The organism is Clostridium sp. 19966 (assembly GCF_032335695.1).
Classification (GTDB): Bacteria; Bacillota; Clostridia; order Clostridiales; family Clostridiaceae; genus JACTOJ01.
Genome location: NZ_JACTOJ010000007.1, coordinates 62355 through 77564, shown reverse-complemented (window position 1 = coordinate 77564; position 15210 = coordinate 62355). Strand labels below are relative to the sequence as shown.

Sequence of the window (15210 nt, the reverse complement as noted above, 5' to 3'; positions counted from 1 at the left end):
AGGTATGGGTTTTTATATTAATTTTAGCTTCTATACTTTGGATTTTAGAAACAGTATTTTCAATAGTAGGTCATAATTTATACTATTTCATAGTTGGAGTTGTTTCGAATTTTGTGGTAAAATTTATAATTATAGAAACAATTGTAGAAATTTAATTTAAATATATATGTAAATTGCAGCACAATTTATTTTATAGAGGTGAAATACTAATGAATACTAAGCGTGTTTGTAAAGAGATGGGGGTTTCCAGCAAAGCATTAAAGATTTATGAAGAGTATGGAGTTATAGTGCCTGAAAGAGACGAAAACGGATATAGAGATTATAGCGAAGAAAATTTATTGAAGCTAGAACAGCTGCTTATATTAAAAGAAATGGAAGTGCCTTTAAAGAGAATAAAAGAGCTGTTAGATACAAATGCTACAAAAGAAGACAAGCATAAGAGAGATTTACAGATACAACTAATAGCTGCGGATAATAGAATTAAGGAACTAGAAAACATAAAAGAAATTTTATATGAGGGTATTAAACAAATATCTGAGAATGAAAGCGGCTATAATCAAGATATATTATTAAAAAGAATCAAGGGGTGCATAGAGGCAAACAGAGAGAATAGGGGAAACTGGGTAGAGAAATGGAAGAAGGATGAATATAAAGAACTACCTGAAATAAAAAGAGAGGATTCCATTTCTACCTTAGATGATGACACTTTTATAAAGAAATATTTGGAGAGAATAAATTATGAAGGATCTGTAGATTGTGATATATTTACGCTTAGAAAGCTTCAAATACAGCATCTTTTAAATGTACCTTTTGAGAATTTAAGTATGTTTTACAATAGAAAAATTGAATTTGACGTAAATGAAATGTGGAATAAGGTTGTTATTCAAAGACGAGGGGGAGTATGCTACGAAATTAATGGATTATTTCTGCATCTTCTTAAAAAGCTTGGATTTAATGCAAAGTATATAGCAGCTAAAGTTACAGATACAGGAAGTGAGCATGATCATGTTTTAATTATGGTAAACATAGATAATCAAGATTGGCTTGTGGATGTAGGGTTTGGAGATAATTTCTTTGAACCAATAAAATTGGTGGCTGATGAAGTACAGGAAGATGACAAAGGATATTTTAAGATAGTGAAAGCAGGAGAGGACTCCTATAAATTGTTAAAATCTATAAATAATGCGGATTACTCTGTTAGATATATATTTAACCTTGAAGAAAGAGACTTAGAGGAATTTAGAGAAAAATATGAGTATTTCGCTACATCACCAGAATCCAGGTTCAGAAAAAACAGACTTTGTTCCATTGAAAGAAAAAACGGAAGAGTCTCTCTTACAGATAACTATATAATTGTTACTGAAGATGGAAAGTATACTAAAAAACAAATAAAGAATGAGAGAGAATTCATAAACAATCTAGAGAAGATGTTTGGCATATCCTTGTATGCTGAGGGGTAAAAAGGATGCTGCTTTAAGTGGTATTGAAAATTAATATTAATTTAAAGCAGCACTTAATATTATAGTTACTTTTGTGCCTTTACCAATTTGGCTTTCAAGTTTTATGTGTCCGTTATGTTTATCAATAATCCATTTAGCTATGGACAAACCTAAGCCGGTGCCACCTGTATTTCTTGTTCTTGATTTATCAGCTCTATAAAATCTATCAAAAACATGGGATAAGTCTTCCTTTGAGATACCTATGCCAGTATCTCTGATTTCAATATTGATCTCATTATCTATATTGTAGGAATTTATTTCAATAATTCCGCCATCAGTAGTATATTTAACACTATTATCTATGAAAACTCTTAGTGCTTCCTTAATAAGTTGTCTGTCGCCATAAAAAAATACTTTATCATTGCGATTCATTAAGATAGAGTGCTTTTCATCAATTAAGAGTGTAGCTTTAAACACTTCATCTATAACATCTGAAAATAAAAATTTACTCTTTTCAATTTTTTGAGTATTTTTATCGCTTCTAGCCAGAAATAATAGTTTTTCAACTAAGTCTTTCATGTCTTCAGCTTCACACTTTATGGAAGCTATAGCTTCTTCTAAAATTTCTTTATCATTTTTTCCCCATCTATCTAATAGATTAGCATAGCCTTGTATTACGGATATAGGAGTGCGCAGCTCATGGGAGGCGTCTGAGACAAATTGAGTTTGACTCTCGTAGGTGCTTTGTATTCTATCCAACATTTCGTTGAAGGTTTGAGCTAAGTCTTTGAGTTCATCTTTTGAACCGCTTATATCCAATCTGGTGTTTAAATTTTCACCGGAAATTTTCTTTACAGCCTCATCCATTTTTTTTACTGGCAAAAGCAACTTTTTGCTTAGCTTTGAACCTAGTAATAAAATAAGAATTAAAAACAATAAGTCTGCACAGAGGATTACCAAAAATAGAATAAATGAATAATGATTGATCTCTATGGTTTCAGATGTAAATTTAACATATAGATATCCGTTTTTTGCAGTAGAGCTGGCTACGTTTCTCCAAATAGAAAAATAGAAACCAGATACCATAATAATGTTTGAAATTAATATAAATAAAGCAAATATTAAGGCATAAAAAGTTGTTATCTTAAAGGTTATGGAAAAGTGAAGTTTCTTACTTATATATTTAAAAAACTTTATTAACAGCTTAGGGATAAAAACTATTGAAAGCCAAGAGAATTTAAATATATATACTATAGAATACTTAATAAATTTAAATGCATTATTATATTTTTTCATCTTTAACCATATAACCTACCCCTCTTACAGTGTAAATAAACTTTTTTGAATACTTATCATCGATTTTGCTCCTAAGATAACGTATATATACATCTACCACATTAGTGTCACCCATGTAATCAAACTCCCATACGGACTCAAGAATTTTTTCTCTAGTTAGTACTATGTTTTTATTATTCATCATGTAGCATAGGAGGTCAAATTCTCTCTTTGTAAGATCTATTATATTATCATCATAGGTTACCACATATTTATCGAGATCTAGGCATAAATTTTCTATTTTTAATTTTTTTGAGAGACCTGATGTTTTGCTATTTTTCCTTAAGGACGCTCTTATTCTAGCAAGTAATTCTTCTATGGCAAAGGGCTTTGTAACATAGTCATCAGCACCATTATCCAGTCCCATAACTTTATCCATAATATCATCTTTAGCAGTGAGCATAATGACTGAAACCTGAGAGCTTTGCCTTAACCTTCTTAAAACTTCGATTCCATTCAATAAAGGAAGCATTATATCTAAAATAATTAAGTCATAATCATTTGCCTCAGCCATGCTAAGCCCTTCTCTTCCATCAAAAGCTTTTTCAACAATATAGCCTTCATGCTTTAGCTCCAGTTCAACAAATCTAGCTATATTTATTTCATCTTCAATAATAAGAATTTTTTCACTGCTCATATAAATTACCTCTTATAAACATATAATAAGCAGCTATATATGAAAATAAAATATATAAAGCTGCTTATTTAAATTATACACTATTTTTTAAAACCGCGGATTATTTTATAGATTCACTATTAACTGCATAATTAACTAAATCTTTTCCTGTGCTGCTTATGCTATCTGATATTTTAGTTAAGGATTTGTTGAGCTTCTCATATTCATTTTCTTTGCCTTGAAATCTTATTTTATGACCAGTAATGAAAGCAAGTAGAATAGACAATACTGCGGCATGTGGAGCTATTATTGCAAGTATAACTGCTAAAGTTACAGATATATTAAGCCTTATATCTTCCTTTTTCTTTATTATGAATTTGGTGGTATTGCCTTTAGTAATTATACCTTTGATAGAGGTCCAGAGTGAATAATCCTTTGTTGTTTCTTGTGGATTTTTAATTTTATTTTGTTTTTCTAAATAAACTATAGCTTCCACAATATCACCATTGGATTTTTCTAATGCTTCCTTAGCATCTTCGTAGCTTACATTTGTTCTTTTTCTCAATTCATCAATACTCTCTAACATAGTTGACATTTTAAATCCTCCTTTAAAATCCTCATTAATTCTTTTAAAACTATGTTTTTAGTATATAAGCTTTGTATTAGAGGTAAATTAGCGAAAGATTAAAATTGGATTAGAAATATACTTTTGAAATTCATTATCGTATAATTTATATGAGGTTAAATTTAAGAGGATATGAAAGAAGATAGAGGGAAAATATTTAAATTATTAGCGTGGCATATTATTTATTAAAAAATCTTGGAAAGCTTTTAGACCATTAAATTTTTTTATATAAATTTGGTTTTCTTCTTTTAGGTTGTTCAAATCATTTTCAAGTGTTGAAGATTGCTGTTTGATGCTTTTTAGTTCTGAAAGAAGTGAAGCTTTTTCTTGAACTTTGCTTTCAATCAAAGAGTCCAGCATAACTTTTATAACTTCATTTTTATTTCCTTGAAATTTAAAGCTATTTCTAGACTGAAGAGCAAAATATTTAGTATGCTTGAAGAACTTTATAATGGTATCTAATATTAATTGCTTCAAAAAAATCACCTCTTTAATATATATTAAAACATAATGCATATTTTATAAAGAGCAAAAGCAAGGAGAAGTTAATATGAATAAAAATTATTTTGTAAACTTCAAGTTTTTAAGTAAATTATATCTGAAGCTTAAGAAAAACAAGTTGAAATCTACAGAGGCAGATATTAAAAATTTGAAGCTTCAAATAGAAAAGGAAAAAATAATAATTGAGCAAACCAGTCAGCAACTAGATAAACTAGTATCAGAAAGAGATAATTATAGAGCAAATGCAGATAAGCTAGATAAAATGCTTGAAAATAAAACCTACACCATAGGGCTGAAAAACAATAACTATGCTTTGAAGCCATGGGATAACCTTACGATTAAAAAAATATTTTCAAGCTATGCGATAATAGATAAATCTCAACAAACTATTTATATATTTGAAGAAACCATGAAGGAGTTTATAGAATATATTTTAACTATAAATCACAGCATAGTAGTGCTTTCTGTAGATAGAAGTAAAATACAACTGGCTATCACATTCTCTAAATAAAAATTTACTATAGTTTTTTGACAAAAAATGGTGTAAAATATTATGGTATGCGTACATGATTAAGCATTTAAAAGGGGGATTTTTATGCTACTTGCTACTTTAACAAAAATAATAGGAGTTATACTATTGATTTTTTATGTAGGTTTTTTTATAAAAAATGTTTTTATGGATTTTAAAGAAAGCGATAATCCTGCTAAAACCTACTTTGTAGTTATAATTGGGGCACTGGCTTTGCTTGCAGCTGCTGCTATGATTGGAGAAGGAACGGATTTAGCCAGTATAATAAATTATATTAAGGAAGAAGGATCTTCTTTAAGTCAGTCAAGCATTGAAGTATTAAAAGCTCAGGAAGCTAGAACAAAAAATATAATAGCTGTTATTTACCTAGTGCAATGCGTGATTTCCGTATCATGGAGTATTGTGTTTGTAAGCATAAATCGTGAAGTAAAGGCTAGAAGAGCAGATAGAAATGGCGGATGGAACTGGAGTAAATTAAATTAAGGCTATGTTTTAAAAGAATGTTGATAAAGGCATTTTTCGTAATGGCATGGTTTCTTTCAGAACCCATGGGATGAACTCTAAGGGCTGCTTTGTTATAATTGACTACCAATTTTAATGCGCCCTCCGTGGCGCTAAAATTGCTTTGCCCGTCCTGGGCAAAATTACGCCAATTATAAGTCGCAATCCCTAAGAGTTCCTAGAACTCAAACGATAATATCAACATTTTAAAACATAGCCTACCGAACTGAAGGAAGTTTTAAATCAGTGTAAAAATCAACACTGATTTAAAACAGAACCTAAATTAAAATTTTCATAAATAATTTTAGAACCGAGTATAACAATATACACATATAATAAAAAAGTAGGGAATTTATTGCTTCTCTACTTTTTTGTTACTTACTATTGGGTAATAAGGTGTTTGGATTTCTTTTTAGGCTCTGTCATGCTGACAGGATCAAGTATTTCATCAATTTCATTTTCTTTCAATATGCCTTCATCCAGCACTATTTTCTTTACAGGTTTTCCGCTTTTTATTGCAGTTTTAGCTATTTGAGCCGCTTTTTTATAGCCTATATATGGGCAGATAGCTGTGACTACGCCTACACTGTTATCAACTAATTGCTGACATCTTTCTTTGTTTGCAGTTATGCCGGATACACAATTATCGATAAAGGTGTTTATTCCATTAGTAAGAGTTTCTATGGATTCAAAAAGTTTATAAAATATTATAGGTTCAAAGGCGTTTAGTTCAAGTTGTCCAGCCTCTGCAGCCATAGTTATAGTCATATCATTTCCAATGATATTAAAGGAAATTTGATTTATCACTTCAGCAATTACAGGATTCACTTTTCCAGGCATTATGGAAGAACCATTTTGTCTTGCAGGTAAATTTATTTCGCTAAAACCTGTTCTAGGACCTGATGACATCAATCTTAAATCATTTGCTATTTTAGAAAGGTTAACTGCACAAGTTTTAATGGTTGAAGATACTGCCACAAAACAATCTAAATTTTGTGTAGAATCTATTAAATCCTCTGATCGTGTAAGAGACAAATTAGTTATGGAATTCAAAATCGGAACTATATTTTTTAAATATTGTTCATCAGCATTTATGCAGGTGCCTATAGCAGTACCTCCAATATTAATGCTTCTTAGCTCCTCTTGAATTTTTTCCAATCTTAAGATATCTCTTTTTATAACTGAATAGTAAGCGTTAAATTCTTGACCTAGTCTTATTGGAACTGCATCTTGCATTTGAGTTCTTCCCATTTTTATAACATCATTGAATTCTAGAGCTTTACATTTTAAAGCAGTACATAGCTCGTTAAGCTTGTTTATTGCTCTAGGAAGCAATTTTAGCAGGGTGATTTTACCGGCGGTAGGTATAACATCGTTCGTAGACTGACACATATTTACATGATCGTTGGGATGTACTATTGAATAATCTCCTTTATTACCATTTAGCAATTCTATTGCTCTGTTGGCAATTACTTCATTAGCATTCATGTTTGCAGAAGTTCCTGCACCACCTTGAATGGGATCTATAATAAATTCTTCATGCAATTTACCATTTATAATATCATCGCAAGCTTGCATAATAGCTAATTGAAGTTCCTTTTTTAGAATTCCAGCATTTCCGTTAGCCATGGCAGCAGCTTTTTTTATCTGGGCAAGGCTTATGATAAAATCTTTATGCAATCTAAGCCCCGTGATATTAAAGTTTTCGGAACCTCTTAAACTTTGAACACCATAATAGGCATTTTTCGGAACTTGTTTTGTACCAATAGAATCGCTTTCTAATCTAAAATCCATTACTTAATCCCTTCTTTGTAAACAAAATTTAAAAATATTTGTAATATGAAATTTTAAATGCAAAATATAATAAAAAGTAATAACAAATGAAACAATTATTTCATTTGTTATTATAGTATCCTGTAAAAATGAATACAATAAATTCAAAACAGAGTTGTTATTTTATACTAATACTCAATAAAAATGCAGGAAATATTGCAAAAATAATAAAAAAAAACCATTACTTTTACAAAATTTAAGGCGGTAATGAAAACAAGAAAACTCCTACCTTAAAATTTAAAGATAGGAGCTTCATAAATTTTTTAATAGACTGAGTTTATTTAGTAGGCAGTCTGCGCTTATTTGTTTTTAAAATAATTGGTTCTAACTAATTTGTCAGAAATATCGAAGGAATCATTTATGTGGTTAATATCATTTTGACTAAGCGAATCTTTTCCGATTATTTCTCCATCTGCAAGTAAAGCAAAACTTTTTTTTGTATTTAATAAATTTCTCCCAAGAGCAGTATTTTTGTATTTATCCTCTGGTATACCAAAGGCATAAGCTAAAGTTGGAAGCAAATCTATTTGTCCGCCGTTAATTTTAAATTCTTCTGGTTTCATACCTTTACTGTATATTATGAGAGGGATTCTTTTGCCATTATCCCACCATTTCTCCTGAGGCTTTATTTTAGCAACTTCGTCACTATAATATTTATGAACAGAGGTATGATCTCCGTATATCACAACCACGGTATTATCTAATAACCCGGAAGCATCCAGTTTATTTAAAAACATTCCAATCTGTTTGTCCGTATAGTTTACACTTTGAAAATATCCTCCCATATAAGTGTCATCGAAGCTTTTATCTAACTTAAGATTTTTGAAGCTATCGGGCATTTTAAAAGGCATATGAGAAGTTACTGTTACAGCGAATCCATAAAAAGGTGCTTTAGTATTTTTTAGTTCATCAGCAGTCTGACTTAAAAAACATTCATCTGTTAATCCCATCCAAAAGGTCTTTTTTACTGGGAAACTGTCTAAATCCATAAATTTATCAAAGCCAAAGTTAATCAATGCATTATGTACATTCCAATAATAACCATAATCGGAGTGAAAAGCTTTGGAGGTATATCCTGCTTGATTCAATATTTTAGGAAGAGTGTTGTAGCTGTTGTTAGGAAATCTGAAAAATGTACTTCCGCTTCTTACTGGATATACGGAGGCGTTAGTCATAAGGTCAGCATCGGAGCTTGTACCATTATAGACCTGCTCATAATAATTAGGAAAGTACAAGCTATTCTTTAGCAATTTATTTAAGTTTGGAGTTATTTCCTGATTTTCGTACTGGTTGTTTAGAACAAAATTTTCTAAGGATTCCACCTGTATTATAACCAAATTTTTTCCTTTAAAAATGCCTTTGTACTGGTTGTCAGGAAGATGTTCATCTTTATTAGCATACCAATTTTGTATTTGTTTTTTTTCACCATTGCTGAGGTGATATGGCCTATAATCATCTATGAAATTATAAGTATCGTATACGTGATAGCCTATGGGCGATAAATCTCTCATTGTAGCATATGCAATCCACTGAGTCTTAAAGGAAATACCGCTTTTTAAAAGAAGCAGCAAAGGCAAAAAGAACATAACTAAAAAAATCCCTCTAAGCTTTGGTAAACTCTTATAGTATTTATTTAAAAAAATAGAAACTATTATAAGTATAATAACATCTACAATGAAGATAAGATCTATTGGTCTGTACATAGACATTACGCCGCCGGAAAGGTGATTAAGGTTTTGAGTTTCTTTTAAAAGATGTAAACTCAAAAATGAATTAAAGCTTCTGTAATACCATAAATCACCTATGAGCACTATAGAATATATCAAATTCAGTGCTGTCAAAAACCAAAGATGAGCTCTATTATAAAATAAAAAAGCGAAGCTTATAAAAATTAGTATAAAATATGTGAAAATATGATTCGAAAAAAGATTTCCTAAATCAAAGCCAGAATATATACTGGAAGCTCCATGACTTTTAAGTATACTTAAAAATAATTGGTTTTTTATACAAATAGCAAGAAAAATGTATATTCCAATAAAATCTTTAAATAAGTATTTGAACCTGTTTTTTAATCCATTAAGTAAATTAATAAAAAGATTTTTATTAATTTTGGACGATAATAGCATATAGTGATCCCCCTAATAAGTTACAATTATTGTATAGCACCATCATTTATACGTATACAATAGAAAAATGTTTCTATAAATAAAAAGGAAGGCTGTTAACCTTCCTTCATCAGTCCTCTTTTAAAGCATAGTCAAATTAAACCTCTATACCTAAGAATTTTTTTACTAATAAACCAATTATAAAGGATATAGCGGCAACGCTTAAGCTTATACCTGACATTTCAATAAACCTTTTTTTAAAAGACAAGTCTTTTGCCACTGAAATATAGTAATTGAAGGCAGCTATTATAACTAAGGCTACCAGCAGCATTATGACTAAAGCGGCACCATACATGTTTGAAGGCAGCAATAAGTAGGGAGCAATCAATAGTGCCACAGTAATAAGATAAGCTACTCCTGTATAAGCAGCAGATTTAGCTGAATCTTCTTCGCCGTCAGAGCGGGAAGACAAGAATTCAGAAGCTGCCATAGATAAGGTAGCAGATATGCCAGTTATTAAACCAGCTAAGGAAATCAATTTATTGTTTTGCATTGAGAAAGAGTATCCAGCTAATGCCCCTGTAAATTCAACCAAGGCATCATTTAAACCAAGCACCATGGAGCCTACATAATGGAGTTTTTCTTCGTCTATGAGATTTATTAGTTTATTTTCATGGACAAATTCTTCCTGCTCTATAGTTTTTATTTCGGGGACATACTTATTAATTTCATTATCGGATTGATAGGTGGAGTGGACTTTATTTAAAGAACGTTCCATCTGCTTAATCGAGAAAGTATATCCAAAGACTCTTGCTAAAAATGTGAAGAAGAACACTTTCAGCTTAGAAGGCTTTAAATCAACATTGGTATATTTTTTCCATATATTATAATGTTTTTTTTCTTCCTCAGCTATTTTTAGCAAAGTATCTCTATTAGTTTTATCCTTTATGTATTTGGCTATTCTGATATATACGGAGTATTCAGTTATTTCGCCAACTTGAAGCATTTTAATCAGGGATGTTATTTTTGCATCCATCATATCCCTCCTAATTTAATAATTATAATTAAATAGTAGCAGATATTTATATAAAAATAAAGATAGGCAACCATATTAATTAATGACTGCTTATCTTAAATTATTCCTTTTAATTAAAGAATTTTAAATCTTAGATTTAGCCATATCCCACAAATCTTCTGCAAGCTTTGTTACAGATAGCAAATTTGATGTGGTTTCTTCTATGGCTTCAGATTGCTGCTTTGTAGTTTCAAGAGTTAAATTTGCTGTATCTAAGGTCTTATCTACAGAAGCAGATATTTTGGAAGTAAGCTCTGAAATTTTATTCGCAGTATCTTTAGAGCTTTGAGAAAGACTTCTTATTTCAGTGGCAACTACGCCAAATCCTCTGCCGGCTTCACCAGCTCTAGCTGCTTCTATGGCTGCATTTAGTCCTAGCATTTTAGTGGCATCAGCTATAGATTTTATAGAATTTAGTACTTGATTAATTTCAATAGATATATTTTTTACATTTACTATTTCGGTATTTAAAGTATTTTGATTATTTGTAACATCACAGGAGGAAGCTGCTAATTCCTCCATAACAGAAGAAATCTGAGTGAAGCTATCATTTAATTTATTTGAAGCCTTTGATAACAATATTCTTTCATAGCCTATTTTGGAAAGAGCATTTGTAACTATAAATAGGACCTCTGCAGCAGCTCTTACATGAGCTTCATTCGTAATTTTCACTTCATCAGCTGAGCAACTAATCCATCACCATCTACACCTATTTCTTCGGCAGTGTTTTTTAGTGTTAATGTGTCTGGTTTGGAATAGAGAATTTGTCCACCTAAAATAGTACCTATGGATTTTCCTTCCACAATAATTGGAACAGCAAAGTCTATTAATCCAGCATGACAAGTGTATATATAAGGCTTTCCTAGTTTAGTAGCCTGTTCACCTCCATCTCTGTGAGATTTTGCACATCTGTCATCTCCTGTTTTGCTAGAGTGAATAAAAGCATCACAAAATTTTGTATATGAACTAGGTGCTGTTACAGGATTACCACTAATATCCACAGTTACGCTGGCTATGTCTATTCCTTTTGCAAAGTTGTCCTGAAAATTTTGCAGGGTATCAATATTGATAACATCTTTAATTTCAAATAGATCAATGTTTAAGGCGCCATCTGAAGTAAAACTAATCATAAATAATTCCCCCAAAAATATAATTTAATTAACTTATCGAAAAAATTTAATTAAACTTTACTATTATAATATCGAAAAAAGGCAGTAACTCACAAGTGGTTACTGCCTTTTTCCATACAATAATTAGGACCATTTTTCTGCCCATTTTTGAATTTCGTCCATACAAGCTTCTAAGTCTCTACCTTTATCAGTAAGAGTATATTCTATTCTAACAGGCATTTCAGGATAAACCTTACGAAGTATTATACCTTGATCTTCAAGCTCTTTAAATCTCTCAGTTAACATTCTTGCACTTAAATTAGGTATTATTTCTTGAATATCTGAAAAACGTTTTGGACCAGTAAGCAGAGAACGAATTATTAGACCAGTCCAGCGTTTACCTAGCAGTTGAAAGGCGGATTCAAATTTGGGACACAAATGAAATTTGTCCATATACTCACCTCCTGTTTCTATAATAACACATTTACTTGACAAAAGTAAGTGGGTTATTATATTATAGTAACATAAAATAGCTTAATTACCCAAAAATTAGCTTGTGATTAAGCATGCAAGAAGTATTATATAGCACTATATATAAAAATTAAAGAGAAATTATATATTATAATTAAACTATGTTTAAAAAGTAGGTTGTTATACCTATATCTAGTGGAGGTAACATGTGATGTCTGAATTAAAAAAAGTAATAGAAGATAGAAGATCAGCTAATAACTTTGTGGAAGGCATAAAAATACCAAAGGAAGATTTTATAAATATATTTGAATTACTGAAATTAGCTCCATCCTGTTTTAATATACAGCATGCCAGATATTTAGTGGTGACGGATGAAGAAAAGAAAGAAAAATTGAGAGAAGCAGCTTTCAATCAATATAAAGTACATACGGCTTCAGCAGCCATAGTTGTTCTTGGTGACAAAAATGCCTATAAGGATGCAGATAAATTGTATTCAGGTATGCTTCAGCTTGGAATGATAACTAAATTTGATTATGACAAAATGATTAATGACATTAATTCTATGTATGATGGCAGAGGATATATCTTTAAGAGAGATGAGGCTATAAGAAATGCATCTTTGTCAGCTATGATGTTCATGCTTATTGCAAAAGATTTTGGGTGGGATACATGTCCTATGATAGGATTCGATGGAGATCGTGTAAAAGAATTATTCAATATACCAGATAGCCTAGAGCCGGTTATGCTTATAACAATGGGAAAAGAAGATGTGAAAAAGAGGAGAATGAGAGGATACAGAAAACCAGTAGGGGAATTTGTGACCTTTGAAAGTTTTTAATTTACTGTGTTTTAAACAAATATTGATAATTTCGGTATAGGGGTTTAAACTACTAATAGTTAGTGAAACTATAGTAGTTTATTTTTTAGTTTAGCTACTATTTTTATTTTTTGAACGTATTATTATATATTCAAACAATACAAAGGAGCATAGATATGCGTGTGAAGATAAGAACTTTTATATTAATTATAAGTATTATAATTGCTGTGATTGCAATCTCAAATAATATTAGTAAGTTCACTACAAATGCTAGTATGGAAAGTCTTATAAAAGCTCCTGTTTCTCAAAAAACGGAAAGTTATAAATTGACTAACGATAATACAGAAGTTTCAGAAAGCAGTAATGAAAGCAATAAATCAACTTCAAGCAATTTGCTAGAGCAGGCTTACTATGATTATGAAGGAACAATAGATAAGCAAATAAATATTCATATGAGCATTTATGCTAAAGATGGTAAAGTTACAGGGACTTATTTCTACGATAGATATGGAGAAGAAATAAGTGTTACGGGTAAAACTGATTGGAGAGCGATTACTCTTACTGAATATGATAAAAGCGGACGCAAAACTGGAACCTTTGAGGGGATTTTGGACAATAATGATAAAATCCAAGGCAATTGGAAAGATAGTTCTGGAAAAAATACTTATCCATTTTATCTTGAATTAAAGGATATAGTATATGGAAATGAGCAGAGCAGGTATTCTGCTGCCACTAAGAATAAATCAGATAGTGAAGTGGAGAGCTTTGTTAGCAACATTAAAGCATATATAAATTCCTCTGATGCGAATCACTTAGCCGATAATATTTGCTATCCTATAGTAATATATAATCATCAGGAAAGGATTACTATAAATAACAAAACAGAATTTATGAGAAGATACAATGATATTTTCAGTAATGAGTATAAGGATGCCATAAATAAAACTTTCGCTAAATTTATGTTTGCAAATTCTAAAGGAATAATGTTTGGAAGTTCATACTACAATATGTGGATAAATGATATCAAAAATCCAGATGGATCGTATCAACTGAAGATAACTACTATTAACGATTAGAAGGCAGATGAATATATTCTTCACTGAAGGAAACCATATGAATATCAAATATAATAAGAGTGTGGTGATATGAGGTGAAAAGGTTTACTTGTGTTTTGTGTATCTTTCTGTTTTGCATTGGATATAATGCTAGAGCAGGTGAAGCAGAGGAATATAATATTACAGCTAAGCGAGACATTTTATGTATCATGATGGGCTATCCTGAGGATATTGCTGGAGTTGAAAAAGGCTCAGGGGATAGATTATATCTAGTCACTAAGTCTAATCGTAAAATCCTATATGATGATAAGAAAGAGAAAAACTTTGATTCAAAATTTTACTCTCCAGATATACAGGATATGATGGAGCAGGTATACCCTCTTCAGACTATTTCAAAAGTTATGGATAAGAATTTTGACCCAGGGAGAATAAGAGTTTATTCTTTGCTTTCAGAGGTATATGGAGCAAGTAAAAGTGCTTCCTCTAAAAATCTAACTAATGTTAATTTAGGATTTGGAAGTTTCCAATTTAATAAAAGAAATAATGCTGCCGCCTCTCTTAAAAAAGCTGTAGAAGAAGCTAGTGCTGCTGCAAAGAGTGATCCTAAAATCTGGGGATGCATGGCACCTAGCAGCGGCACCTACAACTATAGAGTTATATCCGGTACTGGGCAGCTGAGTCCTCATGCCTTTGGAATAGCTATCGACTTAGCAAGAGATAGAAGAGATTATTGGAAATGGGCTTCCATAGAGCAAGGCAGTGCTAGAATTAAAGAATATTCTCCTCAATTAGTAAGTATATTTGAAAGTAATAATTTTGTTTGGGGAGGAAAATGGTCTCACTTTGATATATTGCACTTTGAATATAGGCCAGAGATAATTTTGAAAGCCAAATATTTTGGCGATAAAAATTTTAATAGGTCGGTATGGTATGAAGGTGTACCCCATAATGAAAAAATAGATAGCTATATTAAAATTATAGATGAAAATATTTGAAATAATTTAAAATATAAAAGCTAAAAGTTAATTGGCTATAAAGCTTTATTAAAAAGGCTCTAAATCCTCTTCTAAAGGTGGATTTAGGGCTTTTAATTATAAAATTTTATATAAAATCTATTGGATAATATTCACAGCATAGTTTTATTTGATTTTAGGAAACACTAAAATTAGTCTAAGCTATTTTAATAAAAGGAATATTTT

At 30.7% G+C, this 15210-nt stretch carries 14 protein-coding genes and 1 pseudogene; 6 read left to right on the top strand and 9 right to left on the bottom strand.

What is annotated here, in order from left to right; all coding sequences use genetic code 11:
* Window positions 1-209: 209 nt before the first annotated feature.
* Complete coding sequence (locus IAI10_RS09050) at window positions 210-1460, top strand: arylamine N-acetyltransferase (RefSeq protein ID WP_315672985.1); 1251 nt, start codon at window positions 210-212, stop codon at window positions 1458-1460.
* 36 nt (window positions 1461-1496) lie between these two features.
* Here IAI10_RS09050 and IAI10_RS09045 read toward each other — a convergent pair whose 3' ends face one another.
* From IAI10_RS09045 to IAI10_RS09030, 4 genes are all read right to left on the bottom strand, one after another.
* On the bottom strand, window positions 1497-2735 hold the full coding sequence (locus IAI10_RS09045) for a HAMP domain-containing sensor histidine kinase (protein WP_315672984.1): 1239 nt from the start codon (window positions 2733-2735) through the stop codon (window positions 1497-1499).
* Window positions 2722-3411, bottom strand: coding sequence for a response regulator transcription factor (locus IAI10_RS09040; protein ID WP_315672983.1), 690 nt, complete (start codon window positions 3409-3411; stop codon window positions 2722-2724). The genes IAI10_RS09045 and IAI10_RS09040 overlap by 14 nt, the downstream gene beginning before the upstream one ends.
* Before the next feature lie 100 nt (window positions 3412-3511).
* Window positions 3512-3985: a DUF4342 domain-containing protein gene (locus tag IAI10_RS09035; protein WP_315672982.1), complete on the bottom strand. Its 474-nt coding sequence runs from the start codon at window positions 3983-3985 to the stop codon at window positions 3512-3514.
* A 195-nt stretch (window positions 3986-4180) separates the two neighbouring features.
* A complete protein-coding gene (locus IAI10_RS09030; protein WP_315672981.1) occupies window positions 4181-4492 on the bottom strand; it encodes a hypothetical protein in 312 nt (103 codons plus the stop codon).
* Between the two features lie 73 nt (window positions 4493-4565).
* On the opposite strand from IAI10_RS09030, the gene IAI10_RS09025 reads away from it, so the two are divergent.
* A complete protein-coding gene (locus tag IAI10_RS09025; protein ID WP_315672980.1) occupies window positions 4566-5027 on the top strand; it encodes a hypothetical protein in 462 nt (153 codons plus the stop codon).
* Window positions 5028-5111: 84 nt separating this feature from the next.
* A complete protein-coding gene (locus IAI10_RS09020; protein ID WP_315672979.1) occupies window positions 5112-5528 on the top strand; it encodes a hypothetical protein in 417 nt (138 codons plus the stop codon).
* Window positions 5529-5927: 399 nt separating this feature from the next.
* Here IAI10_RS09020 and IAI10_RS09015 read toward each other — a convergent pair whose 3' ends face one another.
* The 5 genes and pseudogenes from IAI10_RS09015 to IAI10_RS08995 form a co-directional block, all read right to left on the bottom strand.
* On the bottom strand, window positions 5928-7340 hold the full coding sequence (locus tag IAI10_RS09015; RefSeq protein WP_315672978.1) for an aspartate ammonia-lyase: 1413 nt from the start codon (window positions 7338-7340) through the stop codon (window positions 5928-5930).
* 338 nt (window positions 7341-7678) lie between these two features.
* Complete coding sequence (locus IAI10_RS09010; protein WP_315672977.1) at window positions 7679-9505, bottom strand: LTA synthase family protein; 1827 nt, start codon at window positions 9503-9505, stop codon at window positions 7679-7681.
* A gap of 136 nt (window positions 9506-9641) precedes the next feature.
* On the bottom strand, window positions 9642-10520 hold the full coding sequence (locus IAI10_RS09005) for a VIT1/CCC1 transporter family protein (RefSeq protein ID WP_315672976.1): 879 nt from the start codon (window positions 10518-10520) through the stop codon (window positions 9642-9644).
* 123 nt (window positions 10521-10643) lie between these two features.
* Window positions 10644-11689 (bottom strand): annotated as a pseudogene (locus IAI10_RS09000) (PocR ligand-binding domain-containing protein).
* Window positions 11690-11812: 123 nt separating this feature from the next.
* On the bottom strand, window positions 11813-12121 hold the full coding sequence (locus IAI10_RS08995) for a helix-turn-helix domain-containing protein (protein ID WP_315672975.1): 309 nt from the start codon (window positions 12119-12121) through the stop codon (window positions 11813-11815).
* Between the two features lie 229 nt (window positions 12122-12350).
* Here IAI10_RS08995 and IAI10_RS08990 point away from each other — a divergent pair, with 229 nt between their 5' ends.
* The 3 genes from IAI10_RS08990 (at window position 12351) to IAI10_RS08980 (ending at window position 15006) form a co-directional block, all read left to right on the top strand.
* Window positions 12351-12977: a nitroreductase family protein gene (locus IAI10_RS08990; protein ID WP_315672974.1), complete on the top strand. Its 627-nt coding sequence runs from the start codon at window positions 12351-12353 to the stop codon at window positions 12975-12977.
* Between the two features lie 155 nt (window positions 12978-13132).
* Window positions 13133-14032, top strand: a complete 900-nt coding sequence (locus tag IAI10_RS08985; RefSeq protein ID WP_315672973.1) for a hypothetical protein — start codon at window positions 13133-13135, stop codon at window positions 14030-14032.
* Between the two features lie 74 nt (window positions 14033-14106).
* Complete coding sequence (locus IAI10_RS08980; RefSeq protein WP_315672972.1) at window positions 14107-15006, top strand: M15 family metallopeptidase; 900 nt, start codon at window positions 14107-14109, stop codon at window positions 15004-15006.
* Window positions 15007-15210: the final 204 nt, after the last annotated feature.

Excerpts from the sequence above, each read along its gene's own strand:
- IAI10_RS09050 (WP_315672985.1), top strand. The coding sequence starts at position 210 with ATGAATACTAAGCGTGTTTGTAAAGAGATGGGGGTTTCCAGCAAAGCA.
- IAI10_RS09045 (WP_315672984.1), bottom strand. The coding sequence starts at position 2,735 with ATGAAAAAATATAATAATGCATTTAAATTTATTAAGTATTCTATAGTA.
- IAI10_RS09040 (WP_315672983.1), bottom strand. The coding sequence starts at position 3,411 with ATGAGCAGTGAAAAAATTCTTATTATTGAAGATGAAATAAATATAGCT.
- IAI10_RS09035 (WP_315672982.1), bottom strand. The coding sequence starts at position 3,985 with ATGTCAACTATGTTAGAGAGTATTGATGAATTGAGAAAAAGAACAAAT.
- IAI10_RS09025 (WP_315672980.1), top strand. The coding sequence starts at position 4,566 with ATGAATAAAAATTATTTTGTAAACTTCAAGTTTTTAAGTAAATTATAT.
- IAI10_RS09020 (WP_315672979.1), top strand. The coding sequence starts at position 5,112 with ATGCTACTTGCTACTTTAACAAAAATAATAGGAGTTATACTATTGATT.
- IAI10_RS09015 (WP_315672978.1), bottom strand. The coding sequence starts at position 7,340 with ATGGATTTTAGATTAGAAAGCGATTCTATTGGTACAAAACAAGTTCCG.
- IAI10_RS09010 (WP_315672977.1), bottom strand. The coding sequence starts at position 9,505 with ATGCTATTATCGTCCAAAATTAATAAAAATCTTTTTATTAATTTACTT.
- IAI10_RS09005 (WP_315672976.1), bottom strand. The coding sequence starts at position 10,520 with ATGGATGCAAAAATAACATCCCTGATTAAAATGCTTCAAGTTGGCGAA.
- IAI10_RS08995 (WP_315672975.1), bottom strand. The coding sequence starts at position 12,121 with ATGGACAAATTTCATTTGTGTCCCAAATTTGAATCCGCCTTTCAACTG.
- IAI10_RS08990 (WP_315672974.1), top strand. The coding sequence starts at position 12,351 with ATGTCTGAATTAAAAAAAGTAATAGAAGATAGAAGATCAGCTAATAAC.
- IAI10_RS08985 (WP_315672973.1), top strand. The coding sequence starts at position 13,133 with ATGCGTGTGAAGATAAGAACTTTTATATTAATTATAAGTATTATAATT.